Source organism: Streptomyces sp. NBC_00076 (assembly GCF_045041235.1).
In the GTDB taxonomy this organism is placed as follows: Bacteria; Actinomycetota; Actinomycetes; order Streptomycetales; family Streptomycetaceae; genus Streptomyces.
Map to the genome: position 1 here is coordinate 336,566 of NZ_CP108242.1, position 23,382 is coordinate 359,947.

Annotated in this window: 22 protein-coding genes and 4 pseudogenes; 15 read left to right on the forward strand and 11 right to left on the reverse strand. The window is 69.0% G+C overall.

Going from position 1 to position 23,382, the window contains the following annotated elements; genetic code table 11:
- Positions 1 to 9 precede the first annotated feature (9 nt).
- The 3 genes from OHA64_RS01610 to abc-f all read left to right on the forward strand — a co-directional run bounded on the left by OHA64_RS01610 (position 10) and on the right by abc-f (position 3,205).
- A complete protein-coding gene (locus OHA64_RS01610) occupies positions 10 to 783 on the forward strand; it encodes a methyltransferase domain-containing protein (protein ID WP_405606768.1) in 774 nt (257 codons plus the stop codon).
- A 73-nt stretch (positions 784 to 856) separates the two neighbouring features.
- On the forward strand, positions 857 to 1,342 hold the full coding sequence (locus OHA64_RS01615; RefSeq protein WP_405606770.1) for an NUDIX hydrolase: 486 nt from the start codon (positions 857 to 859) through the stop codon (positions 1,340 to 1,342).
- Between the two features lie 210 nt (positions 1,343 to 1,552).
- Positions 1,553 to 3,205, forward strand: a complete 1,653-nt coding sequence (abc-f, locus tag OHA64_RS01620; RefSeq protein ID WP_405623809.1) for a ribosomal protection-like ABC-F family protein — start codon at positions 1,553 to 1,555, stop codon at positions 3,203 to 3,205.
- 156 nt (positions 3,206 to 3,361) lie between these two features.
- Here abc-f and OHA64_RS01625 read toward each other — a convergent pair whose 3' ends face one another.
- Positions 3,362 to 3,733, reverse strand: a complete 372-nt coding sequence (locus OHA64_RS01625) for a VOC family protein (RefSeq protein WP_405606772.1) — start codon at positions 3,731 to 3,733, stop codon at positions 3,362 to 3,364.
- 83 nt (positions 3,734 to 3,816) lie between these two features.
- Here OHA64_RS01625 and OHA64_RS01630 point away from each other — a divergent pair, with 83 nt between their 5' ends.
- The 3 genes from OHA64_RS01630 (at position 3,817) to OHA64_RS01640 (ending at position 8,082) form a co-directional block, all read left to right on the forward strand.
- The gene (locus tag OHA64_RS01630; RefSeq protein WP_405606774.1) at positions 3,817 to 4,278 is read left to right on the forward strand and encodes a MarR family winged helix-turn-helix transcriptional regulator; all 462 of its coding nucleotides are present in this window, start codon (positions 3,817 to 3,819) and stop codon (positions 4,276 to 4,278) included.
- 74 nt (positions 4,279 to 4,352) lie between these two features.
- Positions 4,353 to 7,025: a Helicase associated domain protein gene (locus tag OHA64_RS01635; protein ID WP_405606776.1), complete on the forward strand. Its 2,673-nt coding sequence runs from the start codon at positions 4,353 to 4,355 to the stop codon at positions 7,023 to 7,025.
- Positions 7,026 to 7,248: 223 nt separating this feature from the next.
- The gene (locus OHA64_RS01640) at positions 7,249 to 8,082 is read left to right on the forward strand and encodes a hypothetical protein (protein WP_405606778.1); all 834 of its coding nucleotides are present in this window, start codon (positions 7,249 to 7,251) and stop codon (positions 8,080 to 8,082) included.
- Positions 8,083 to 9,440: 1,358 nt separating this feature from the next.
- Here OHA64_RS01640 and OHA64_RS01645 read toward each other — a convergent pair.
- A complete protein-coding gene (locus OHA64_RS01645; RefSeq protein WP_405606780.1) occupies positions 9,441 to 10,406 on the reverse strand; it encodes a helix-turn-helix transcriptional regulator in 966 nt (321 codons plus the stop codon).
- Between the two features lie 92 nt (positions 10,407 to 10,498).
- Here OHA64_RS01645 and OHA64_RS01650 point away from each other — a divergent pair, with 92 nt between their 5' ends.
- Positions 10,499 to 10,867, forward strand: a complete 369-nt coding sequence (locus tag OHA64_RS01650; protein WP_405606782.1) for a VOC family protein — start codon at positions 10,499 to 10,501, stop codon at positions 10,865 to 10,867.
- Between the two features lie 189 nt (positions 10,868 to 11,056).
- Here OHA64_RS01650 and OHA64_RS01655 read toward each other — a convergent pair.
- Positions 11,057 to 11,420: pseudogene (locus OHA64_RS01655) on the reverse strand (isochorismatase family protein); the annotation flags it as partial.
- A 151-nt stretch (positions 11,421 to 11,571) separates the two neighbouring features.
- On the opposite strand from OHA64_RS01655, the pseudogene OHA64_RS01660 reads away from it, so the two are divergent.
- A pseudogene (locus tag OHA64_RS01660) lies at positions 11,572 to 13,233 on the forward strand (IS200/IS605 family accessory protein TnpB-related protein).
- Between the two features lie 5 nt (positions 13,234 to 13,238).
- Here OHA64_RS01660 and OHA64_RS01665 read toward each other — a convergent pair.
- The 7 genes and pseudogenes from OHA64_RS01665 to OHA64_RS01695 form a co-directional block, all read right to left on the reverse strand.
- A pseudogene (locus OHA64_RS01665) lies at positions 13,239 to 13,493 on the reverse strand (isochorismatase family protein); the annotation flags it as partial.
- A gap of 218 nt (positions 13,494 to 13,711) precedes the next feature.
- Positions 13,712 to 13,861, reverse strand: coding sequence for a pyrroloquinoline quinone precursor peptide PqqA (pqqA, locus tag OHA64_RS01670; protein WP_405606784.1), 150 nt, complete (start codon positions 13,859 to 13,861; stop codon positions 13,712 to 13,714).
- A gap of 80 nt (positions 13,862 to 13,941) precedes the next feature.
- A complete protein-coding gene (locus OHA64_RS01675) occupies positions 13,942 to 15,057 on the reverse strand; it encodes a PQQ-dependent sugar dehydrogenase (protein WP_405606786.1) in 1,116 nt (371 codons plus the stop codon).
- Positions 15,058 to 15,569: 512 nt separating this feature from the next.
- Complete coding sequence (locus OHA64_RS01680) at positions 15,570 to 16,022, reverse strand: nuclear transport factor 2 family protein (RefSeq protein ID WP_405606788.1); 453 nt, start codon at positions 16,020 to 16,022, stop codon at positions 15,570 to 15,572.
- Between the two features lie 318 nt (positions 16,023 to 16,340).
- Positions 16,341 to 16,715, reverse strand: a complete 375-nt coding sequence (locus OHA64_RS01685; protein ID WP_405606790.1) for a fic family toxin-antitoxin system, toxin component — start codon at positions 16,713 to 16,715, stop codon at positions 16,341 to 16,343.
- On the reverse strand, positions 16,715 to 16,936 hold the full coding sequence (locus OHA64_RS01690) for a hypothetical protein (protein WP_403214839.1): 222 nt from the start codon (positions 16,934 to 16,936) through the stop codon (positions 16,715 to 16,717). Before OHA64_RS01690 ends, OHA64_RS01685 begins: the two co-directional genes overlap by 1 nt.
- Before the next feature lie 138 nt (positions 16,937 to 17,074).
- Positions 17,075 to 17,521 (reverse strand): anthrone oxygenase family protein, encoded by a 447-nt coding sequence (locus tag OHA64_RS01695; protein WP_405623810.1) that lies wholly within the window; start codon positions 17,519 to 17,521, stop codon positions 17,075 to 17,077.
- A 91-nt stretch (positions 17,522 to 17,612) separates the two neighbouring features.
- Between OHA64_RS01695 and OHA64_RS01700 the strand changes: the two genes are divergently transcribed.
- The 3 genes from OHA64_RS01700 to OHA64_RS01710 all read left to right on the forward strand — a co-directional run bounded on the left by OHA64_RS01700 (position 17,613) and on the right by OHA64_RS01710 (position 20,170).
- On the forward strand, positions 17,613 to 18,191 hold the full coding sequence (locus tag OHA64_RS01700; protein WP_405606792.1) for a TetR/AcrR family transcriptional regulator: 579 nt from the start codon (positions 17,613 to 17,615) through the stop codon (positions 18,189 to 18,191).
- Between the two features lie 505 nt (positions 18,192 to 18,696).
- A complete protein-coding gene (locus OHA64_RS01705; protein ID WP_405606794.1) occupies positions 18,697 to 19,605 on the forward strand; it encodes a carbon-nitrogen hydrolase family protein in 909 nt (302 codons plus the stop codon).
- 157 nt (positions 19,606 to 19,762) lie between these two features.
- Positions 19,763 to 20,170, forward strand: coding sequence for a Tn3 family transposase (locus tag OHA64_RS01710; RefSeq protein WP_405623811.1), 408 nt, complete (start codon positions 19,763 to 19,765; stop codon positions 20,168 to 20,170).
- Positions 20,171 to 20,201: 31 nt separating this feature from the next.
- On the opposite strand, the gene OHA64_RS01715 is transcribed toward OHA64_RS01710, so the two are convergent.
- A complete protein-coding gene (locus OHA64_RS01715) occupies positions 20,202 to 20,759 on the reverse strand; it encodes a TetR/AcrR family transcriptional regulator (protein ID WP_405606796.1) in 558 nt (185 codons plus the stop codon).
- Here OHA64_RS01715 and OHA64_RS01720 point away from each other — a divergent pair.
- From OHA64_RS01720 to OHA64_RS01735, 4 genes and pseudogenes are all read left to right on the forward strand, one after another.
- Positions 20,739 to 22,124 carry an MFS transporter gene (locus tag OHA64_RS01720; RefSeq protein WP_405606798.1) on the forward strand — a complete coding sequence of 462 codons (1,386 nt, stop codon included), beginning with the start codon at positions 20,739 to 20,741 and terminating at the stop codon, positions 22,122 to 22,124. The two genes, OHA64_RS01715 and OHA64_RS01720, sit on opposite strands and share 21 nt — an antisense overlap.
- Positions 22,125 to 22,334: 210 nt before the next feature.
- A complete protein-coding gene (locus tag OHA64_RS01725) occupies positions 22,335 to 22,817 on the forward strand; it encodes a carboxymuconolactone decarboxylase family protein (protein ID WP_405606800.1) in 483 nt (160 codons plus the stop codon).
- An 87-nt stretch (positions 22,818 to 22,904) separates the two neighbouring features.
- A pseudogene (locus OHA64_RS01730) lies at positions 22,905 to 23,088 on the forward strand (carboxymuconolactone decarboxylase family protein); the annotation flags it as partial.
- A gap of 157 nt (positions 23,089 to 23,245) precedes the next feature.
- Complete coding sequence (locus OHA64_RS01735; protein WP_405606802.1) at positions 23,246 to 23,374, forward strand: hypothetical protein; 129 nt, start codon at positions 23,246 to 23,248, stop codon at positions 23,372 to 23,374.
- Positions 23,375 to 23,382: the final 8 nt, after the last annotated feature.

The following is a 23,382-nucleotide window of genomic DNA, read 5'->3' on the forward strand; positions in this document are numbered from 1 at the left end:
TTCACGTCGGTGGACACACAGCCCCGGCCCTCCGAGTGGGTTCAGGTCCTGGACCGGTTGGGTGCGGAGCCGTTCTACGCCGCCTACAAGGAGCGATTGCAGGAGTTCCTGCGTGCCGAGGCCGGCGGACTGTTCCTCGAGGTCGGAGCGGGTACCGGGGACGCCGCTGTGGCCCTGCGCTCGCGCTGCGGGGCGGAGGTCGTCGCGGTCGACAGCTCCTTGACGATGATCGCGCAGGCGCGGAAGCGTGGACTGCCACGCGCCGCTGTCGCGGACGGGCACCGGCTGCCGTTCTCAGCGGGTCAGTTCGACGGCGCATGGGCCGACCGGGTCCTGCAGCACGTCGCCGACCCCGTGCGGGTGCTGGACGAGCTGCTGCGGGTGGTCCGCCCCGGCGGCCGGGTCGCGTTGGCAGACCCGGACTACGACACCCAGGTACTCGACATCGGCGACCAAGAGCTCGCCCGCCGGGTGCTGCGCTTCCGGGCCGACGTGGGCCTGCGCAACGGCTCGCTGGCCCACCGGCACGCCGGACTGCTCGCGGCCCGCGGCCTGAACGACATCACGGTGGAAGCCCGGACCCTGGTCGTGCGCGACCCGTCGGCGGCCGACAACGTCATGGGCCTGCGCACCTGGGCACACACCGCCGCGGCCCGGGGCTACCTCGACCCCATGGACGCGGACCGGTTCGTGGCCCAGTTCGACGATGCCGTAAGCGCGGGTCGCTTCACATACGCCGTCACCTTCTTCCTGACCGCCGGCACACAGCCCACGTCAGAATGACCATGGAGACATCGATGCACTCATCCTCCGGACAGCAGCAGCAGTACCAACAGCGCGAAAGCGTGCGCAGCAGGTGACGGGCGACCTGGTCCCGCGCCCCGGCGCCCGCGTCGTACTCATCGACGACACCGACCGGATTCTGCTGTTCTCCAGCCACAACCGGCACGACGGCACTGCCCGCTGGTACACCCCCGGCGGCGGCCTGCGACCCGGCGAGAGCCACCAACACGCGGCACTGCGGGAACTGTGGGAGGAAACCGGGCTGATCGGTGTGACCCTGGGCCCAGAGGTGTGGCGAGGACGCCCTTGGACCACGGTGCGCGACGGCGTCACATACGAGGTCCGGCAGCGCTACTACCTGGTCCGCAACCCCGCCTTCGAGATCAGCACCACCGGGTTCGAGGACTTCGAGAAGGCCGGCATCACCGGCCACCACTGGTGGACAGCAAAGGAACTGGCGGCAACCACCGATCTTCTGCGCCCCACCGGACTACCGCGACTGCTGGCCGCTCTCCTCGCCGACGGCCCTCCCCGTCGGCCAGTCACCGTCGACGGCTGACCGAAGACGCCCTGGACCGCGCGTGCGAGCTCCAGCAGGTCCTGGCGCACGCGCCGTGCCACGGATTTCGCGGCACGCATGAATTGAGGCGAGACGGTTCGTCTTGTTATGGTGAGGGCATGGCTTTCCTCTTCTTCGTCTGAGTCCGGGCACGGCCGATGCCGCCGTTCCTGCTGCCCGTAGACCCTTCGCATGCCCAGGGAAAGTCATATGCGCGACCGCGCCCGTACTGCCGTGCCCACCGTCGCCACCGCTGCTGTGGCGCAGCTGTCCGTCAGGGACGTCACCAAGTCCTACGGCACCCGGACCGTCCTCGACCAGGTCTGTTTCACCGTCCGTCCGGGCGAGAAGGCGGCCGTCATCGGCGAGAACGGCTCCGGCAAGTCGACCCTGCTGCGGCTGCTCGCCGCCACCGAGCTGCCGGACGCGGGGGAGATCACCGTCCGCTTCCCCGGCGGCACCGGCCACCTCGCCCAGACCCTCGACCTCGGCGCGGACCGCACCGTGCAGGACGCCGTCGACCTCGCGCTCGCTGAACTGCGCGACATGGAACGCCAGTTACGCGTGGCGGAGGAGTCCCTCGGCGAGGCGGCGGAAGCAGATCTCGCCGCGTACGGCGAACTGCTGACCGCATACGAGGAGCGCGGCGGATACGAGGCGGACGCCCGTGTGGATGCCGCGCTGCACGGGCTCGGACTCGCCCGGATCACCCGCGACCGCCTGCTCGGCTCGCTGTCCGGCGGCGAGCGGTCGCGGCTCGCGCTCGCCTGCGTCCTGGCAGCCGCCCCCGAACTGTTGCTCCTCGACGAACCGACGAACCACCTCGATGCGGCGGCCGTGCGCTGGCTGGAGGAGCATCTGCGCGCACACCGCGGCACCGTCGTCGCGGTCACCCACGACCGCGGCTTCCTGGAACGCATCGCCACCACGATCCTCGAGGTCGACCGGGATGCGCGCACGGTGCTCCGGTACGGCGACGGCTGGGCCGGCTACCTCGCCGCGAAGGCCGCCTCCCGGCGCGGCGCGGAGCAGCGTTACGCGGACTGGGTCGAGGAGGTGGCCCGCATGGAGGAGCTGCTCGAGACCGCAACGAGGCGGCTTGCCGCCACCGGCCGCGACCCGAAGCAGGGCTTCGGCAAGCACCGCCGGTCCAGCGAGGCGAAGCTCGGCGGGCAGGTGCGCTCCGTCCGGGAGCGCCTGGCCCAGCTGCGGCGCAACCCGGTGGCACAGCCGCCGGCACCGCTCCGCTTCACGACGGCGCTGTCGGCGTCGGACGGCCCCGCCCAGGGCCCCCTCGCCGAGTTCGACGGTGTACGGGTCGGCGAACGGCTGTGTCTGGACGGGGTCCTTGCGATCGGGCCTGGACAACGGCTGCTGGTCACGGGCGAGAACGGCGCGGGCAAGACGACGCTCCTGCGCGTCCTGGCGGGCGACCTGGAGCCGGACGCAGGCACGGCACGCCGCCCCGCCCGGATCGGCTACCTCGCACAGGAACTGCCCGCGCACTCCACGCGGCTCCCGCTGCTCGCCGCGTTCGCCGCCGGGCAGCCCGGGCTGCCGGACGAGTGCGCCGAACAGCTCCTGGCACTGGGCCTGTTCCGCGAGGAGGACCTGCACGTCCCGGTGGCCGACCTGTCCGCGGGCCAGCAGCGGCGTCTGCAGATCGCCCGCCTGGTGACCCGGCCGGCGGACCTCCTCGTCCTCGACGAGCCGACCAACCACATCGCGCTCGACCTGGTCGAGGACCTTCGGGCGGCGCTCGCGACGTACCCAGGAGCGGTGGTCATGGTCTCGCACGACCGCGACTTCCGCGCACGCTTCGAAGGGGAGCAGCTGGAGCTGCGCGGCGGCCGCAGGTGCTGACCCACTCGGGCCGGCAGGCGGAGTTGAGGGGTGGGGACACGGATGACCTCAGATCCAGTCCCGAGCTGGGTGCCGGGGACTTTCACACCCACATGGCCGCCCCCTCTGAGCCTGTCCAGGGACTTGTGAGAGGGCAGCGGGCGAGGGCGGTCGTGGTCAGCCTTCGTGCGCGGTGATGGCGTAACCCTCAGGGCCGATGAATGTGAACATCCTGCCGAACGGGCCGTCCTGGGGTGCTTTGACGATGGGGATCTGTGCGGTGTGGAGCTGGTCGTGCAGTTCCTGCGCGTTGCTGGTCCGGAACCACAGGGCGACTCCGAGGCCGGGCCGTTCGACGGCGTCCAGATCGACTCCCGGCAGAGGCTCGCGGACGGCGAACGGGACCGGTGCGGTGACGAACACGACGGCGCCGGGCGGTGAGGCAGGCGCCCGGCGCAGCCCGAGTCGCTCCTCGTAGAAGGCGGCGGCCGCTTCGACATCGCGTACCTGTAGGGCGATGAAGTCCGGCCCGCTGACGGTGGCGGTCATGAGTACCCCTCGATCCTTTTATGTGTCAGGACTTTGACATGGCGAAGTTAGACGGCGTCGTCCATGCATGTCAAACTCCTGACATGCATGATGGGACCCCCTCCAGCCCGGCCCCGCCGCCCGCCGACGTGACCGAACGCCTGGGCTACCGCCTCAAGCGCGCGGCCGCGGCCCTGCGCACCGCGATGGACAGAGCGCTGCGCCAGTACGGCCTGACCGTGCCGCAGTACGCCTGCCTCGAACTCCTCGACCAACAGCCCGGCCTGTCCAACGCCGAACTGGCCCGCGGCACCTTCGTCACACGGCAGTCCATGAACGTCGTCCTTCGCGGGCTGCAGGACGCCGGCCTCATCACCCGCCCGGCCACCACCGACCACGGCCGCGCTCTACCCGCGCACCTCACCCCGGAAGGCCACCACCGTCTCGCCGCCGCACGCTCCGCCGTCTACGCCATCGACGAGCGCATGACCAACTCCGTCCCCGAACAACGACTCCCCCAACTCCTCACCGATCTCGACCACATGACAGCAGCACTCGACGAGTAACGACGGCACCGCATCAAGGCGTTCGTAGCCGTTTGCAGAACCGCCGGAATCAACACGTCGGGGCAGGCAGGGAAATGTTGGCGATTCAGCTCAAGCAGCACCAGGTCGACCAAAAGGCGAGTTTCCGCAACTGGGTGGGATTCCCCGCGAGATCACCCGTGCCCCCGCGGGGTGCCCGGGGCACGATCGTGTCCGCCACCGGGTCCGGGAAGACGTTCACGGCTGCCGCGTGCGCGCTGGAGTGCTTCCCGCGCGGCCGGATCCTCGTGACCGTGCCGACCCTGGACCTGCTCGTGCAGACCGCCCAGGCGTGGCGCCTGCTCGGGCATCGCGCCCCGATGGTCGCGGTCTGCTCGCTGGAGAACGATCCGGTGCTCAACGAGTTGGGGGTGCGCACCACCACCAACCCGATCCAGCTGGCGCTGTGGGCGGGGTCGGGGCCCGTGGTCGTGTTCGCCACGTACGCCTCCCTGGTGGATCGCGAGGACTTCGACGACCCGATGGACACGATGGGCCGGCGGAAGGTCCGCGGGCCGCTGGAGGCCGCTCTGGCGGGCGGGGAACGCCTCTACGGGCAGCGGATGGGCGGCTTCTGCCTCGCCGTCATCGACGAAGCCCACGGCACCGCAGGTGATCTCGGCAGACCCTGGGCGGCGATCCACGACAACGCCCGCATCCCCGCCGACTTCCGGCTCTACCTGACCGCGACCCCCCGCATCCTCGCGGCGCCCCGCCCGCAGAAGGGCCCGGAAGGCCAGGCGCTGGAGATCGCCTCGATGGGCCAGGACTCCGAGACCTACGGGCCATGGCTTGCCGAGCTCGGACTGAGCGAAAGCATCGAACGGGGCATCCTCGCCGGCTTCGAGATCGACGTCCTGGAGATCCACGACCCCTCCCCCGCCCTCGGAGAGTCCGAGGAGGCCCAGCGGGGCCGGCGCCTGGCGCTCCTGCAGACCGCACTCCTGGAGCACGCGGCGAGGTGGAACCTACGCACCGTCATGACCTTCCACCAGAAGGTCGAGGAAGCCGCCGCGTTCGCGGAGCGGCTGCCGAAGACGGCCGCGGAGCTGTACGTGAACGACGCCTCCGACGCCGACCTGGCGCAGGCGGAGAAGCTGTTGAAGTCGTCGATCGACGCGCAGTTCTACGAGCTCGAGGCCGGCCGCCACGTGCCGCCGGACCGCGTGTGGTCGGCGTGGCTGTGCGGCGACCACCTCGTCAGTGAACGGCGGGAAGCTCTGCGGCAGTTCGCAGGCGGCGTCGATGCTGCCGGCCGCCGGGTCCACCGCGCGTTCCTCGCAAGCTGCCGCGTGCTCGGGGAAGGCGTGGACATCACCGGCGAGCGGGGTGTGGAGGCCGTGTGCTTCGCCGACACCCGCGGCTCGCAGGTGGAGATCGTGCAGAACATCGGCCGGGCCCTCCGGCTCAACCGCGACGGCTCCACGAAGGTCGCCCGCATCATCGTGCCGGTCTTCCTGGAGCCCGGCGAGGACCCGACCGACATGGTCGCCAGCGCCTCGTTCCGCCCCCTGGTTGCCGTCCTTCAGGGCCTGCGCTCGCACGATGAACGCCTCGTCGAGCAGCTCGCCTCCCGCGCCCTCACCCACGGACAGCGCACAGTGCACATCCGGCGCGACGAGGACGGGCGGATCGTCGCAGCTGGCGGCGAGGTGGGCGAGGGCCAGGAGCAGGACGACACCGACGGTGCGGTCGAGTCCGCGCTGCTCCGCTTCTCTTCCCCCAGGGACGCGGGGACCATCGCGGCCTTCCTCCGCACGCGGGTGTACCGGCCGGAATCCCTGGTCTGGCTGGAGGGCTACCAGGCCCTCATCCGCTGGCGGAAGGAGAAACACATCACCGGCCTCTGCGCCGTCCCCTACGACGTCGAGGTCGAAGTCGGGGCCACCAAGGCGTTTCCGCTTGGGCGATGGGTCCACCAGCAGCGGAAGGCGCTCCGGACCGGTGAGCTGGAGCCGCGTCGCAAGGAGCTGCTGGACGCCCGTGAAGCCGGGATGGTGTGGGAGCCGGGCGAAGAGGCGTGGGAGACCAAGCTCGCCGCGCTGCGCTCCTACCGGCGGGCCACCGGGCACCTCGCCCCGCGTCAGGACGCGGTCTGGGGCGAGGGCGACGCGATGGTGCCGGTCGGTCAGCACATGGCCAACCTCCGCCGGAAAGGCGGCCTCGGAAAGGACCTGGAGCGGGCAGCGGAGCGCGCGCGGCAACTGGCCGCGATCGACCCGGACTGGAACTGCCCCTGGCCACTGGACTGGCAACGCCACCACCGCGTCCTCGCCGACCTGGTCGACGCCGACGGCAGCCTCCCTGACATCGCACCCGGCGTACTGATGGACGGCGACGACATCGGACGGTGGCTGAAGCGGCAGAAACAGCCGGGCACCTGTACACAGCTGTCGAGCGAGCAGCAGGAGCGGCTGTCCCAGCTGGGCGTGAAGCCCGTCCAGGCGCCGTCTCCCGCCCCTGCGGCACAGCGTGCGACGAAGAAGAGCCCGAGCAAGGCGGAGCAAGCGTTCCAGCGCGGACTGACCGCCCTCGCCCAGTGGGTGGAACGGGAAGGCGGCCGACCGGTGCCGCGCGGCCACGCTGAGGAGATCACGGTCGAGGGCGAGACGGAGCCGACGGTCGTGAAGCTCGGTGTGTGGGTCTCCAACACCAAGTCGAGGCGCGACAAGCTCACCCAGGAGCAACTGGACGCACTGCGGAAGCTGGGCATGCGGTGGGCGCAATGATCGTGGGGTGGAGGCTGCGCGTGGATGGCAGAGCCAGGCCTGGTTCGATCGTCGTAGAACTTTTGCCGACGTCGTAGAACGCGACATGGGTCAAGGTGGCGGAGGCGGAGGCGTTGAGGTCCCGCGTCGACCGACACTTCACGGCCGCGACGGAGGCCGCCGCACTGCCCCACGACGAGCCCGGGGGCCGGCCGCCGCACGCTGTTCGCTAGCATCCCTGCGCATGACGAGGCGGGGGTGGCGACTGGGTGTCGTGGCGGTGCTGGCGGCGATCTGTGTCTCCGGTCCAGGACGCCCGGAGGTCATCAGTACGGCGTCGGACCTCGGCCCCCTCCCGGCCGACCGCTACGACTTCACGCCGCGGGACTACCAGCGATCGCAGCGGGCATCGGCGTTGCTGGTCCGGCAGTGCATGGCGGAGCATGGCCACCCGGACTTCCCGCTCGACCCCCGCTACCCCAGCGATCCCTTCGCCCTCACAGCGGTCAGCACCGACTACGGCGCCCTGGATCTCGCCGCCGCACGCCGCTGGGGCTACGGCTGGGACCCGGCAAAGTCCCGGTCTTTCCGGCCGAAGGGCCGCCGGATGACCAACGCCGAGTATGCGGACTTCCCCGCCTGCAACGCCGAGGCGAACCGGCGGCTGATGCGCGGTATCGACCTCAAGCGGGACTGGCTCTACGCAGGTGCGCGGGCGATCGAGGTCGGCAAGGCGGTCAAGCGCGACCCGCGCCTCCGTGCGGCATGGGCTGTGTGGTCCCGCTGTGTGGCAGAACAAGGATTCACGCGCTATCCCGACCCCGTCGCGGCGTACACGGACACCGCCTGGCGGCGCGGCAGTGACGGCAACACCCGGCATACGCGGCGGGAGCGGGCCACCGCCGCCGCGGACGTCACCTGCAAACGCCGCCACCGTACGGCCGAGCTCTGGCACGCCGCACGGGCGCGGCAGCAGGCCGTGGACATCACACGGAACCGCGACCGCTACGCCGCCGGGTTGCGGGCGCTGCGGACGTACCGATCCACCATCGCCGAGGTGCTGCGACGGCTCGGCTAGCGGGGCGCCGACGCCCTGGTCAGGCAGCTGGCCTCAGCCGGGGTCTTCCCCTCGCACCTCAGTGCGGGGGGAAGACCCCGATGGTGAGGAGCACCAGCCCGATGACTCCCATCGGGCCGTACTTCCACTGGACGAACTGCTCGAATCCGCTGCTACGGATCCGCGCGCGGCACACCTCTGAGCCTGGGGTCGTCCTGAAGCAATGCTTCCACCATGCCAGCCGAGTTGGCTACCAACTTCACTGCTGTTGTCCCCACTCGGGGGCTACTCATAAACAACTTCCAGGCAGCTCCCACTATATGGACCGGAGTTGTAGCGTTTGGCCGCGGCTCAGGAGAACGCTGCTGTCAACGTCGGTTGCAGCGTTTACCTCCGGTCTCTCCCCTTGCACGGCACGGCGGGCTGCGCGTTTCGGGAGGTGCGTAAGCCTTCCATTGGGACAGGAAATGCTACGGAGCTGTTTGGCGGTGCGGGGCCCGAGCAGGCCGGGGCAACTGTTGCGTGTGGTTCTGAGGTGAAGCCCAAGATCCCGGGCGCGCACCACCCGGAACTGCTCGAACCAATTTGGAGCGGCTTGACCATGTTGCTCAAGTTGGCGACCAACCCTCTATCACTTGTCCTCTCCTGGGAACGACTTATAACCACCTTCCAAGGAACTGCCTAAAGACAACGAGAAGTTGTAGTGTTTCGTCGTCTGTCACCTTCGGGACTGGTGTTGCTGTGTAGGCGTCAAGTCTCATGAGTAGCGATGGGTGGCGCAGTTGTCAGCCAACTCGCCAAGACCGGCGTCTACTTCGGGGTTGGAGGCGAGTTGGCCCCCTTGGTTTCCAGATGGCCCCTAAAGGGCAGAACTCGCGGCACAGGTAATACGGGTGGCTGCTACCACCAGCCTGTGTTTCACGGCGATAAGTGCACACCTCTGAGCCGAAGGGAAGCCAATGTCCGATACTTCTTCCGATGCCGAACCAAGCGTTCGCGGAAAGTCTCACTGGATACCCGTGATCGTCGCTCTCGGGCTCGCGGTAATCGCTCTCACCGCAGCCGTCGTCATGACGCTCCTTCTCCCGACGGAGCCGGCTGTCGTCACAACGGCATCAGCGATCGCGGCCTCCGGCCTTACGGCAGCCGCGAGTGTGGTTCTGCCACGGCGATGAGTTCGAAGACGGTGCCTTGATTGAGGCACGCTGAGCCGCGAACTCGCAGCTCAGGAATCAGGGCATCGTCTTGGAGACGAGTAGTCGGCCAGGATTCTGCGCCGGATCGGCATCCTGGCCGACAGCACAGCGCGGTGCCGGTGGCGGAACAATCCGTTCGTCGTCCCGGTGTTTCCTGGCCCGTCGACGACTACCTGGTGCGGGTCAGGACGTTGGTGACGGCGCATAGTGGTGGGCAAGATTGGTGACGAGGTCGCGAAGGTGAGCCCTGGCTTCGGTGGGGCCATGCACAGTGATGGCGCTCCCGAACGGCAGTAGTGCCCGCACGTCCTCCAGATACAGGAAGCGGATCGTCACCTTGCGGCCGGTGGCGGATTCTTCATGGTCGTCCCGGACGAGTCGTAGGCCAAAGATCCGTTGCGCTCGCTCGATCTGGGTCTGCTCGATGGTGGCGCTGACCTCTATCGCGTGGTTGTGTTCCCACTGATCAATGAGCGCTGCAGCGACGGTGGCCAGGGTCTGGTTCTCGCGGATCCGCCGTGGCTGGTCGACTTCTTTCCACGTCGTGATCCGTTCGAGTCGGTACATCCGTGGCACTCGGGCGCAATCGGCGACGAGGTACCAGATGCCGGCCTTGGCGAACAGTCCGTAGGGATCCACGACCAGGTCGCGTGGGCATGACTCGCGTGGGCTGTCGTACTCGATCCGTAGCCGGCGACCTCGCCGCACTGCGCCGATCAGCGAAGCAGGAGTCGTGCCGAAAGCTCGTGCCTGACGCCAGGGACGGCTGTCCACGTGCACTACGTCGGTGAGCGGCAGGAGCTCATGAACCCGACGTGGCTGTGTAGCGGCGATCTTGGAGAGCGCGCGCTGGCTTTCGACCGATGCGTTGAGCTCCGCACGTTGCTTCTCATCCAGCCCGGTGAGCGACAGATGATCACGCTCGCCCGGTGTGAGTCGCGTGAGGTCGAGTCCGGATCCGGGCAGCATGGTCACGCCTCCGAGGCGGCCCCGGTGTGCGGTCACCGGCAGACCGGCGTCGCGGAGCCAGTTCAGATCTCGGGTGATGGTTCGAAGGGACACCCCGAGCGCTGAGGCGAGTTCCTGTGTGGTCACGGCGTCCCTCGATTTGAGGAGCAGCATCAGGGTGAAGAAGCGGTCTGGGGTCACACACCAATTTTTTCAGGAATTGCGCCACGATGCGGCGCATATCCCGGTCAGGCTGGTGGATGCGTACCTACCACCTGTGAGAAGGAACAACCATGACCACATCCGTCGTGTCCATCGTCTACGTGAACGACGCTCCCGCCGCAGCTCGTTTCTACGGCGACCTCCTCGGCATGAGCCCCTCGTTCGAGACTCCGGGATACATCACCTTCGACCTCGGGCCAGGCGCTGACCTCGGTCTGTGGTCTGGCCAGTTCGAGGATCTGTCACCGGACGTCCCGCGCACCAGTGAGGTTTGCCTGGCCATCGACGGTGGACGACCCGACGAGCTCAACGCGATCTTCAAGCAGTGGCAGTCCCAGGGGGTCACCATCCTGCGCGAGCCTCATGATGCGGGGTTCGGGCTGACCTTCCTGGCAGCCGATCCTGACGGGAACCGTATCCGCGTCGCACCGAAGGGCTGAAGGGCCGCAATGCGGCAGGCGCGCACGACAGGTGTCGCGCCTGCCGTCGTCTGACTTCGACAGGACGACGAGTGCCCCACGCGAATGCGCCCCTGAGCGGCGACTCCCCCACGCCCGCCGGTGCCGATGCCGTGGTGGGCACGGCCCGGCACGGGGTCGTCACCGTGGTCCGCCCGCGCTGACCCCGGCCTACTGCGGCAGGGCTTCCTCACCGCCTACGGCGATGCCCGCCTGGTGGAAGTCGTCCACGGCCGCGGCTGTCGTGTCCGGGGCGACTCCGACCGAGTAGTCCAGGCGTACCCGTGCGCGGAAGCCGGCCTTCACGGCGTCCAGCGCGGTGGCGCGCACGCAGTGGTCCGTGGCGATGCCCACCACGTCGACGTCCTCGACCCCGCGGGCTCGCAGCCAGTCCGCGAGGGGTTCCCGCTTCGTCGGCTCCTTCGAAGCCGCTCTTGGAGGCACTGTGGGCACCTTTGTAGAAGACGGCGTCGACCCTTCCGCCGGTGACGGCGGGCGCGAAGTGGGGGTTGTGAACTGCTGCCGCAGAACAGTGCACGAGTGTGTTCTGGCGTGCATGAGTGAGTGTCTGGGGTGTGGTGGGGCGTAGGGAACAGAAGTTCCCTCATCGAATGGGTGACCTTTGCGGGCGGTGCTCGTTGACTGCGGTGACAGGGGGCCTTCGAGCCGCGGGCGGGGGTGGACGGGTGGGCGGGCTGAGGGAGTTGGTGGCGGCGTTCGTGGTGCCCGGTCCGGCCGGTGTGGCGGTGCGGGACCGGCTGCGGGTGAGTGAGTCGGACGCGGCTGTACTTGCCGGGGTGGGGATGTTCCTGGGTTCGCTGGCGGCCGGGGATCTCGCTGTACGGTCCCGGCAGGGGCCGGCGCATGATGCGGCCTCCTGGGCGGTGCGCAAGCGCGAGCTTACGGGGAGGTCCTCGGCACGCTGGGCGGGCAGTATCACCAAGGCCACGCATGATCAGTGGGCGCTGGCGCGGCGTGGACAGGCCGCCCACATGGCCTGGCTGCGGAGGCAGATCGACTCGGTCGAGGCGCGGCTGTCCCGGCCGCTCGGTGCCAAGGCCGACAAGAGGGACGGCCTGGTACGCGGTTACGGTTCGCGTGGTGAGTGGCATGCCAAGTCCCGCCGCCTGCAGACGTTGAAGGACCGGCTCGCGGTGGTGGAGGCGGACTGGGCGGCGGGCCGGGTGCATGTGGTGCGCGGCGGCAAACGCCTCGCGAACACCCGTCACCACTTGGAGGCGGCCGGGCTGGCCGAGCAGGAATGGAGGGAGCGCTGGCGGGCGGAGCGGATGTTCCTGGCCGCCGACGGAGAGTCCGGCAAACGCTTCGGCAACGAGACCATCCGTGTCACCGACACCGGGCAGGTCTCCCTCAAGCTCCCGGCCCCGCTGGCCCACCTGGCCAACGCACCCCACGGCCGGTATCTGCTGGACGCGACCGTACGGTTCCAGCATCGAGGGCAGGAGTGGCTGGACCGGATCGCCGCGAACCGGGCGGTGGCCTACCGCATCCACCACGACCCGGTACGCGGACGCTGGTATGTCACCGCGTCCTGGCAGCGCGCCGCCACCCCCGTCTTGCCATGGGAGGCGGCGCTGGCCCGGGGTGTGGTGGCGGTGGACATGAACGACGACCACCTCGCCTGCTGGCACCTCGACGTGCACGGCAACCCGGTCGGCGAACCCACGCTTCTCCTACGACCTCAACGGCACCGCCCAGCACCGGGACGCGCAGATCCGGCACGCCCTGACCCGGCTGCTGCACCATGCCCGGCGTTGCGGGGCGAGCGCGATCGCCATCGAGGACCTCGACTTCCGCGAGGGCACAAGCCGGGAGAAGCACGGCCGCAACAAACGCTTCCGCCGCCTCATCTCCCGCTTCCCCACCGCGAAACTCCGCGCCCGGCTGGTGTCGATGGCCGCCGAACAGGGCATCGCGATCGTCGCGGTCGACCCCGCCTACACCAGCCGCTGGGGCGCCCAGCACTGGCAGAAACCCCTCACCACACCCACCCGCAAGATTTCCCGGCACGATGCGGCGAGCATCGCGATCGGGCGACGCGCCCTCGGACACCCGATCAGGCTGGGGGCACCTCCCAGGCCCTTAAGGCACTGGGGGAGGACGACACCGCCCCACGACGACCAGAGTGATCGTCGTGGGCATCGGACCGTCCAGGCCCGACCGGACACCCGCAGGCGGAGGAAACCCGCCCCCGTATCCCCGGACCACGGACGCGATCCGTGTCACCGGACACGGAGCGAAAGCGGGCGACCAGGACATCCAACACCGGTCGGGATGCCCGCAGCGACCAGGTATGGGTCCAAGACTCACTCCTGCTCACTGATTAGGAACGGTGGAATTCGCTGCCTTCGTGTCCTGCCACGCAGTGGACGGGGAAGCTGTCCTTGAAGTCCGGTGTCTGGGAGAAGTGACCTCCCGGGTCGATGTGGTGGTCACGGGTGGCAACGACGTACTGGTAGTCACGGCCCGCGGTCTGCTCCACCAGGTCGGCGATCTTGGTCGCGATCCGCGCGCCACCCGTCACGGGGATACTGCCTCCCTCACAGAAGTCGTTCTGCACATCCACGACGATCAAGCCTCGGCTCATCATGACCACCCTTCAGTACGACGGAGAAACCCCCCGCGTTCTACCGGCCCTCGCACACCGCTGTCCCAGCTTTCCGCGAGGTCGACTTCGCCCCCACAGACTTCAACCTCGGCCACCGAGCGGCCCTTTGAACACAGCAGCCCCACCGGACTCCCGTCGGGGCTGCTGTTCGTCCGCGTCCTCAACTCACCGCGGCACCAACTCATGAGAGGGCACCGCTAGCGGGCGGACAGGGAGTAGGCGGTGACCTCCAGCGCGGTGTCGACGACGGTGTACTCGGGGGTCTGCCAGGCAGCCCGGTCGGTCGGCTCCGCGCCGGCCCCGGCCGGGTGCTGCGCCTGCGTCGACTGCTCGGTGGTGTTGTTCATGGTGCGTACCTTCCTTTCGAGGGAGGTGGGTTTTCGAGGGAGGTGGGTTCACCCCTTCACGGGACGGGTGTGAAGGGGAGTCATTTGACGGCGATCCGCAGGATGCGGTCCTTGTTGTCGCCTCGGTCGGTCGTGCCGAGCCAGAGTTCGTCGGCGCCGGGCACCTTAGCGAGCGCCCGCAGCCGGCCGTAGGCGCCGCTGTAGTACGACTTCGCCGTTCCGACGGCCTTGCCGGTGCTGTTGATCGGCAGGGCCCACAGCCGCTGACCGAGCAGCGTCGTAACATAGATGACGTCGTGCTTGATCGCGATCTGGGCGGGCACGCCGCCCTGGTCCGGGTTCCAGACCTTCTTGGGGTTGGTCATGCCGGCCTTGGAGCAGGATCCCTCGCAGGTGGGCCAGCCGTAGTTCCGGCCCGGCTCGACGAGGTTGAGCTCGTCCCAGGTGTTCTCGCCGATCTCGGTCTCCCACAGTCTGCCGCGGGTGTCCCAGGCGAGGCCCTGCGCATTGCGGTGGCCGAGGCTGTAGACGCGGTTGCCGAACGGGTTGCCGGGCGCCGCGGCACCGCTCTTCGTGATGCGCAGGATCTTTCCGTTGAGCGAGTTCTTGTCCTGCGCGAGATTGCGCTTGAGGGCGTCGCCGACGCTGACGTACAGATAGCCGTCGGGGCCGAACGCGATGTTGCCGCCGTTGTGGTCACCGCCCCGGGTGATTCCGCCGAGTACGACCTTGTAGTCGCTGAGCGAGCTGCCGTTGAAGTGCATTCTCGCGACCCGGATCGCGGAGGCGGCCGTGTGGACGAAGAAGACGTCCTGGTCCGTGGTGCCGTTCCAGGTCGGCGAGGGGGCGATGCCAAGCAGCCCGCCCTTGCCCCCGCTCGGGGACGGGGGGACCGTGTGGGGGACCGTGCCCACCATCTTCTTCGAGCCGTCGCTCGCCTGGAGCCATACGGCGGCGGTGAAGCGCTCGGTCACCAGGGCTCTTTTCCCTCCGGGCAGGAAGGTGATGGCCCAGGGTCTGGTCCATTTGCCGGAGAGGACGGTGACGCCCGACGGCGCCCCGACAGCCCGGGTGCCTCCTGCGGGGTCGGCCGCAGCCGCCGACGCGGGCGGCAGGAGGCAGGCGCCGAGGGAAACGGTGACGGCGGCGATCGCGGCCCTGCCGAGCCGGAGTCGATGCGGTGCCGGTTGCGCCAAGCGTGGCATTCAGATGCCTTTCCTGTCGTGGGGGCGACCGGCCGCGCAGGGAAAGGGAATTCGCCGCCGAGTCGAACAAAGGGGATCACGGGCCGAAATACGGCAGCTCCCTCAAGGAGTATTGGGGCCAGGTTTTCGCGCGGGCCACCTGAGATCGTCCATCCTGCTGACGCCGCCCGGCCGCCGGGGAACCTCGAGCGGCGCCGGCGCCCGGTGCGGCCGATTCGGCCGGAGCGGCGTCCGCGGGCACCACCGCACTCGCCGCGGCCGTCCTCGTCGCCTCCGCGGCCAGCGGCCGGGCGGGGAGGAGTTGGGCGTGGGCGGCGGACGCCGAAGACCGAGGCACTCACATCGGCAAGGCGAGCGACCCGTTCTTGAGCCTTTCAGGACGTCCCTGGATGAGGACTGGGACAGCTGATTCCGGCAGGATCCCTCGCGCATTCGCCGGCAGCGCGATGGCTTCACGACATCGCCGCCCGGTGGCCTGGAACGTGGCTCTCGCGGTGGGCTGGTCACGAATCCTCAGCCGGGCGGGGCGGCGAGCCGGCCGGCGGCGAGGTGTCTTCGTACCGGACCTCGTAGACGCGCTCAGCGAACTTCCATCCGTCGCGGGTGCGCAGGTAACGGTCATGGTAGATGGCGTAGTTCAGTCCTCCGCGGCCGTCGCGGGCACGCCCGACCTCTGACATGTACGCACGGCCGGACGCGGTGTCGCCGTCAAACCGGATCATGCCCGGGTGCGTGTTCTGCACGAGGAAGTCCACGACATCCGGCACCCGCCTGCCCCAGGCCCGGATCGCCTCCTGGCCTTGGAGCTCAACGGGGATGTTGGGCATCCGCAGCGCACCGTCCGGTGTGAACAGCAAAGCGAGACGGTCGTATTCGCGCATCATCACCGCGTCGGTGAACTCACCGCGCAGCGCCTCGATCTCGACGCGATCCGCGATGGTCTGAAAGTCACTCATCGGTTTCCTCCTTGTCGCCTTGAACTCGGTGCACGAACGACACCGGGCCGCCACGGGATGGAAGCCTCCCCGTCGGTGGTACAGACGGTCCCGCCGAGCGTGGACCCCGTGCCGGCGAGGCGCGACGGCCGAGCATCCCGGAATCTCCTGCTGGCTGGATGGTGTGTTCGTCTCAGCAGTAGGACGACACGACGCTCCGGAATGTGACACGGCTCCGCTCGCAGGGCACCGCAAGGAGGATCCGCCGGCACGAACCAGAAGGGCATCCGCCGGCTTCAATACGACGGGACATGGACGTCAGATACGCGTTCGGGCTGGTCAGCCCCAGGTCTTCAGCGCCTCGGCGACCTGGCGCACGTCGCGGCGTCCCTCGACGACGTCGGCAACCAACGCGATCGCCTCCTGGCTGCCGATCTTGACCTGGATGCCGCTGGCGTGGAGGTAGGCGTAGGCGACCTGTGCGGCGAACAGTTCGTTCGAGTGCTCGAGGGCGGGAATCCGGGCGAAGGCGTGCAGGAGAGCGGCTGCTCGGTGATGTGCGGCCGGGTAGACCAGGGTCCCCATGATCTCGTGCCGGTGTCGGACGACTGCGGCGGCCAGCGCGCCGTAGTCAGTGACGTCGGGGTCGCCGGGAACGAGGTTCTGCACGATATCGAGCAGCCACCGCTCGTCGATGAGCAGAACAGGCGGCATCAGGCGGCGTGGCTGCTGGGGCTGGTCCCGAAGCGGTCGGCGAAGGCCTGGCCGTGCTCCTCGACGAAGGCCTTCGCGCCTTCGAGGAACCGGGTGCGCGCGAGGTCAGCGGTCAGCCGCCGGCTTGCGTACTGATCTGGGTCTTCGTGGTCGTCCGCGGCGAGACGCTGCAGCTCCTCGTACGTCTCGTCGTCGACATTGATACGGATCTCCTTCGCCATGTCCTCACAGTAGCCCGGCCCGGCCCTTTGCGGGGAGGGACGGGAGGGAGCGGTGGGGCGGCCTCGTACCGGGCCGGACGCGCTGCCCGCCCAGGGAGTGGGGATCGTGCGCCACCGGCGCGGTGTCGGCCCGCGGGCTCAGGCGAGGGCGGCGACCAGCAGGGTGAAGGCGGCGATGATGACGGCGACGCGGACGTAGTGGAAGCGGTCCCAGCGGTTCATCTGCTCCTTCCAGTCCTCGGGCCGGTTCTCGGGGGTCCACGTCTTGTTCCGGTTGTTGATCGGGACGAGCAGCAGGAGCGACATGACCACACTGAGGATCAGCAGCGCGCCGGCGGTGACGGCGAGGCCGGCGCCGTCGTGGTGCCATCCGGCGATGGCCCAGACCGCGACGAGAACGAGCGAGCCGATGTACCAGACCGGCATCACGGCGCCGAGCATCCGGCCCCCGTGGGCGCGGCCGAGTTGGTCACTGTCACCGGGGAGCGCGTTGAGGATCGGGTTGATGACGAAGGCGACGGAGAACTCCACCCCCACCATCAGGCCGACGACCACGGTGGTGAACACCTCGAGTGCGTTGAGCATCATGACCCCTCCTGGAATCTAGCGTCGCTAGATGATGAGGCAACGCTAGTACTACTGCCGCTCGATTGTCTAGCGGTGCTAGGATCGAATCATGTCGGTACAGGAACGCAAGCAGCGCGAACGGGCGGAGCGCGAACGCCTCATCGTGGCGACAGCCCGCGAACTCGCCGAGCAGCAGGGCTGGGACGCGGTCACCACCCGCCGGCTCGCCGAGCGCATCGAATACAGCCAGCCCGTCCTCTACAGCCACTTCCGCGGCAAACGCGAGATCATCGGCGCCGTCGCCCTCGAATGCGCCACCGAGCTGGCCGCCGCGGTGCGGGCCGCGACCGCCGCCGCAGACGGCCCGCGCGAGCGGGTGTACGCCCTCGCCCGCGCCTACCTCGCCTTCGCCGAACGCAACCCGGCGGTCTACGACGCCCTGTTCCAGCTCGACGGCGGCCTGGCCTTCGCGCACGAGGACACCCCGGAACCTCTCAAGGACGCCTTCGCCGCCCTGCTGGAGAGCCTCGGCGAGGTCGCCGGGGACGGCGTCCACCCGGGACTGTTCACCGAGGTGTTCTGGGCGGCCCTGCACGGACTGGCCACCCTGACCCGGGCGGGACGGCTCCCCCCGGAGGACGCCGAGCGCAGGGTGGAGCTGCTGGTGGACCGGCTCGCCATGGTCTGACACCCCGCCCCAGCGGGTACGCAGCCGAGGTCCCCCGACCCCGCTGCCTGCTTCCGGCACTGCTTCCGCGAGGGCAACTTCTCCAAGCGCGCCGATGGGCTGCGCGGCGCGGTCCGTGACGGCTTCTCCGTCGAGTTCAGCAGGTTGAGCTGAGGGGTTTCTCTCCAGCAACCGGCCATTCGACGGTGCGCCGGGCGGGCTGAAGGATGTTGACGGAGCCTGCGAGCGACGGCATGATGACCGACTGCGTGGCCTACGCCGAACCTCCCGCCGACCGTCCCCAGCGCGGTCTCCCATCGGAGGCAAAGGGACCAGCGTCTCAGGTCGTTGTCGCAGCCCGATCGCCTCGGGCGAGGTTGCTGGGGAGCCGTCGCTCAAGGCGTGGAAGGCCGCGATGACAGCCCGTAGGAACTTCAAGCGCCAGGTGCGTGCCCGCGCCGCCAAAACCGGTGAGTCCTACACGTCCGCCCTGCGGCACTTCCGTCCGACTCCATCAGGAGACGTCATGTCGGAAGCAAGGAACCCCAAGAGCGTGCGGTTTGCCGTAGCGCAGACCCCCGTACGCGAAGACCCCCGAGACGTCGAAGCGCTGCGCGAAAGCGGGCGTGAGGTCCGTGCTCTGATGCGCGAGGCCAGTGCTCAGGGAGCGAAAATCGTGCACTTTCCGGAAGGCGCGATCTGCTTTCCCAGCAAACATGTCATGTCCGTCGACGGCCCGGACACGGTCGGCCCGGCGGACTGGGACCGGTGCCAATGGCCGGTGCTCCAATCGGAGTTGGCTGCGATCGCCGAGTTGGCCCGCGAGTTGCGGCTGTGGACGGTGATCCCATCGGTGCACCGCTTGACCGGCCCGAACCGCCCGCACAACAGCCTCTACGTCATCTCCGACCGCGGCGAGGTCGTCACGCGCTACGACGAGCGCCTGCTGTCGAAGACGAAGGTCTCATACATGTACTCGCCGGGCGTCTCACCGGTGACCTTCGAGGTCGACGGTGTGCGCTTCGGTTGCCTGCTCGGCATGGAGATCCATTTTCCGGAGTTGTTCGCGGAGTACGAGAAGCTGGACGTCGACTGCGTGCTGCTCTCCACCAGCGGCACGCCGGGCAACACCACCGCCCAAGCCCAAGTCCAAGGCCACGCCGCGTTCAACAGCTACTGGGTCAGCCTGTCGGGGCCGGCACAGGACAGCGTCACCGCACCGACCGGAATCGTCGCTCCCAACGGCGACTGGCTTGCGCGGTGCCCCGCGGACGGTTCGCCATCGGTAGCCGTCGTGAACCTCGACGACAGTTCCGAGGCCGCCGTCGGTGCAGTGACCTACGCGCGTCCCTGGCGTCGTGAGGCGCGCTCGGGCATCTACACCGAGCACCAGGTGATCGACCCGCGCAGCGAAGACCGGACAGCGGCCTTCTAGCTCAGAGACAGAATCCGAGGGGTTCGCGCGTACGGGATGGCTCCGGGCGCCGCGAACACCTCGGATTCCGTCCGTCCCGCACCTTGGTGAAACGGCTGACGGGCGGAAACCGCGCCGGGTGTACGTGCTTACACCTGGCCGCTGATACGGCCCCGGCCTGCGCCGGGAGATCCACGGTGGGCTCCAGGTCGTGAAGAACTGGCACGGTGCGAACACCGTGCTGCACTACGGCAAGGACGGCGCCCTGACCGGCCCGGACAAGGAGCACGCCGAGACCAGCATGCTCGCCCTGCACCCACTCCAGTCCGCGCTCGTGCACGTCAACACCTTGCTGTTCCAGCAGGTCTTGGCCGAACCGGCGTGGGCATCAAGGCTCTCGGACGAGGACCGGCGCGGCCTGACCGCGCTGTTCTGGTCCAACGTCAACCCGTACGGAACCTTCCGCCTGGACATGGACAAACGCCTCGACCTGGGGCCGGGCGTCGCCGTTCCCGGCCCTCGTGCTGCGGCGGACTCTGTCGGCATCAAGGTCCTTCAGTCAACAGAATCGAGGCCAGGTCGTTGACCAGGACGGGCGGAGCACCTCAACTGCGGTACTAGGGCGTCGGCCGGGGAGACGGCGGATCGATCAAGTCGCAGGCGATGCCGAGCGCCGTATCGATCAGCTCCGGGCGTCCGTTTTCCGCTCGATCGGCCTCGTCGCCGGCCAGGTGCAGTGCGGTGATGGCCAGGCGGACGCGCAGCGATGCGGCCGGGTCGCCGTCACCGGACAGCGCGCCGGGCCCGGCCAAAAGCTCGAAGAGCGTCATGACGTGCTGCTGTACCTCGGCCGCGAGCGGCTGGTTGCGCAGCGCCGGCTCGTTGTCCTGCGCGAAGCGGGCCGCGGCCGTGATGCCACCGGCTGTCAGCTCGGCGTAGCGGCGCAGGAGTTCGCGGCGGGTCTCGGGTCCCGCAGGCTGCTGCTTACCCCAGTCGGTGAGTTCGGCGACCGCGGCGGAGAAGTCGGCCAGTACGGCGGCGAGGATCTCCTCCTTCGACTTGTAGTGGTAGTAGAGGGCCGCCAGACGAAGAGCGCGAAGAGTACGTGGTGTGCCGATCCGGCCCGGCTGCATGAGCGCCGCTGGTGGGGGCTGATGGTCATCGCGATCGCCCAACTGATGATCGTGCTGGACACGACCATCGTGACCATCGCGCTGCCCACCGCCCAGCAGGATCTGGGCATGTCCGACGCGAGCCGGCAGTGGGTCGTCACGGCCTACACCCTGACCTTCGGCGGGCTGCTCCTGCTCGGCGGCCGCATCGCCGACCGGCTGGGCCGCAAACGCACCCTGATGGCCGGCATCCTCGGCTTCGCCGTCGCCTCCGGTCTCGGAGGGATGGCGAACTCCGGCTGGATGCTGGTCGCCGCCCGCGCCGGACAGGGCGTCTTCGCGGCACTGCTGGCCCCCTCGACCCTCGCGCTGCTGATGGCGGCGTTCCCCGGACCGGCCGAACGGGCCAGGGCCATCGGGATCTACAGCGGGGTGTTGACCGCAGGCGGCGGAATCGGCCTGGTCGGCGGCGGGCTGATTACCAGCTACCTCGACTGGCGCTGGTGCATGTACGTCAACATTCCCATCGCCCTGCTGGCCGCGCTCGGCGCCATCGCCGCGCTGCCCGATCCGCCCGGACGCACCGACGTACGGATCGATGTCCTGGGAGCGGTCACCGGCTGCGGCGGCATCGCCGCTCTGGTCTACGGGTTCTCCGAGGCCGGCGAGCGCGGATGGCACACACCCTGGGTCTTCCTCTGCCTGGCGCTGGCCGCCGCCCTGCTCCTGACGTTCGGGATCGCGCAGGCCCGGTCAAGTGCTCCTCTCCTTCCCCTGCGGATCCTGACCGACCGCAACCGAGGCGCGGCCCTCGCCACCGTCGCGCTGGCCACGCTCGGACTGTTCGGGGTCTTCCTCTTCCTTACCTACCAACTGCAGTCCGTGATGGGCTACTCCGCGGTCCGGACCGGCCTCGCCATGCTCCCGCTGGTCGCGATGAACGTGACGGCGGCGACCCAGCTGTCCGGCCGCCTGCTTCCCAAGCTGCCACCCCGGCTACTGATCGTGCCCGGACTGCTGTGCGCGGCCGGCTCGCTCGCCCTCCTCACCCAGCTCACCCCGCACAGCCCCTACACCGCCGTCATCCTGCCCGCCGAGCTATTCCTCGGACTCGGCATCGGCACACTGTTCGGCCCCGCCGTCGCGACGGCCACCAGCGGAGTCGCTCCCCACGACACCGGCATCGCCTCCGCGACCGTCAACACCGCCCAGCAGACGGGCGCCTCGATCGGCACCGCACTGCTCAACACCATCGCGGCCGGCGCCACCAGCACCTACCTGGCCGGCCATCACGGCGCAGACGTCCTCCGGGACGCCACCGTGCACGGCTACGCCACCGCCGCGACCTGGGCACTGGGCATCATGCTCGGCACCGCGGTCCTGGCAGCCCTGTTCATCACCGCAGACCCGCGCAAGACCGCGCCGTGACCCGCAGCAAGACCGCCCCGACCAGCCGCGCCCCACCGGGCACAGCGCCTGCGCCGCTGACGCACAGCCTGATCGCCCCCTCATAGCGCCGGACCGGCGCCCAACGAGACCGGCGACTCGAGCAATGCATCCGGACCACGTCATCCCGAAGGGGCGTCACAGGACGCGAGCCACCGGGGTCTGGATGCCACCAACACCAAGGAGCACACCATGACCGCCCGTTTGAACCTCTTCAGCAATCCGACCACGACCACTGCCAAGGCCGCCGGGTACTTCGGAAGGGCGAGCAAGACGATCCTGGAGGAATCCGCGCTGCCGGCCGCGACCCAGAAGCTGGTGGTGCTGCGCGCGAGCCAGATCAACGGCTGCGGCTACGCCACCGACGTGTGGAGCAAGAACGCCGCACACGCCGGGGAGAGCTCAACCCGCATCAACCTCGTCGCGGCCTGGCGCGAATCCACGGTCTTCACCGACGCCGAGCGCGCCGCCCTGGAACTGACCGAACAGGGCACCCGCATCGCCGATGCCGCCGGCGGCGTCACCGACGACGCATGGGCGAACGCCGCCCAGCACTACGACGAGGACCAGCTGTCCGACCTGGTGATGCTCATCGCCCTGATCAACGCCACCAACCGCATGGGCGTCATCGTCCGCCAGCGCGGCGGCGGCTACCAGCCAGGCCAACTCGGATAACTACAAGCAGCCTCCGGCACCCGAGCGTCAGACACCGTGCGAACAAGCCGCGCGACACCCCAGGGCATGAGTGAGGAACCACATCCAGGCTGCGGCTTCTGCGTCGGCTACCACACCAAGGACGCAGCGGCGGCCGGAGAGGACGCGACCCGTATCAACCTGGTAGCCGCCTGGCGTGAGTCGACGGGTGCACACCGAGGCCGAACGCGCCGCACTGGCGCTCACCGAGGTTCCTACCAGCCCGGCATGTTCGCCGACAGGGCCAACTGACCCGTATACCCATCGCGACCCGGCCAGGATCGCTCGATCCGAGCCGGACTCGCGTACGCCTGCGGCCACACATCACCCCACCACAGCCTGCGACACGCCCGCGCCTCGACCGCCCGGCATCCTTCGACGCACAGCTCGACTCCCTCGCCGAGGCGAGGGTGACGCGGGTCTTCTCGGAGAAGATCTCCACCCCGGGTGCGAAGAAGGGCCGGCACCCCTCCCCTGCCACCGTCATGCGGATGCTCCGCGAACACGACGAACAGACCGCCGCGGCGGTGAATACGTGATCGTCCCG

Coding starts and splice junctions, on each gene's coding strand:
- OHA64_RS01695 (WP_405623810.1), bottom strand. CDS start 17,521: ATGCTCAACGCACTCGAGGTGTTCACCACCGTGGTCGTCGGCCTGATG.
- pqqA (WP_405606784.1), bottom strand. CDS start 13,861: ATGAACAACACCACCGAGCAGTCGACGCAGGCGCAGCACCCGGCCGGG.
- OHA64_RS01705 (WP_405606794.1), top strand. CDS start 18,697: ATGTCGGAAGCAAGGAACCCCAAGAGCGTGCGGTTTGCCGTAGCGCAG.
- OHA64_RS01680 (WP_405606788.1), bottom strand. CDS start 16,022: ATGAGTGACTTTCAGACCATCGCGGATCGCGTCGAGATCGAGGCGCTG.
- OHA64_RS01725 (WP_405606800.1), top strand. CDS start 22,335: ATGACCGCCCGTTTGAACCTCTTCAGCAATCCGACCACGACCACTGCC.
- OHA64_RS01700 (WP_405606792.1), top strand. CDS start 17,613: ATGTCGGTACAGGAACGCAAGCAGCGCGAACGGGCGGAGCGCGAACGC.
- OHA64_RS01625 (WP_405606772.1), bottom strand. CDS start 3,733: ATGACCGCCACCGTCAGCGGGCCGGACTTCATCGCCCTACAGGTACGC.
- OHA64_RS01640 (WP_405606778.1), top strand. CDS start 7,249: ATGACGAGGCGGGGGTGGCGACTGGGTGTCGTGGCGGTGCTGGCGGCG.
- OHA64_RS01650 (WP_405606782.1), top strand. CDS start 10,499: ATGACCACATCCGTCGTGTCCATCGTCTACGTGAACGACGCTCCCGCC.
- OHA64_RS01690 (WP_403214839.1), bottom strand. CDS start 16,936: ATGGCGAAGGAGATCCGTATCAATGTCGACGACGAGACGTACGAGGAG.
- abc-f (WP_405623809.1), top strand. CDS start 1,553: ATGCGCGACCGCGCCCGTACTGCCGTGCCCACCGTCGCCACCGCTGCT.
- OHA64_RS01720 (WP_405606798.1), top strand. CDS start 20,739: ATGGTCATCGCGATCGCCCAACTGATGATCGTGCTGGACACGACCATC.
- OHA64_RS01685 (WP_405606790.1), bottom strand. CDS start 16,715: ATGCCGCCTGTTCTGCTCATCGACGAGCGGTGGCTGCTCGATATCGTG.
- OHA64_RS01635 (WP_405606776.1), top strand. CDS start 4,353: ATGTTGGCGATTCAGCTCAAGCAGCACCAGGTCGACCAAAAGGCGAGT.
- OHA64_RS01630 (WP_405606774.1), top strand. CDS start 3,817: ATGCATGATGGGACCCCCTCCAGCCCGGCCCCGCCGCCCGCCGACGTG.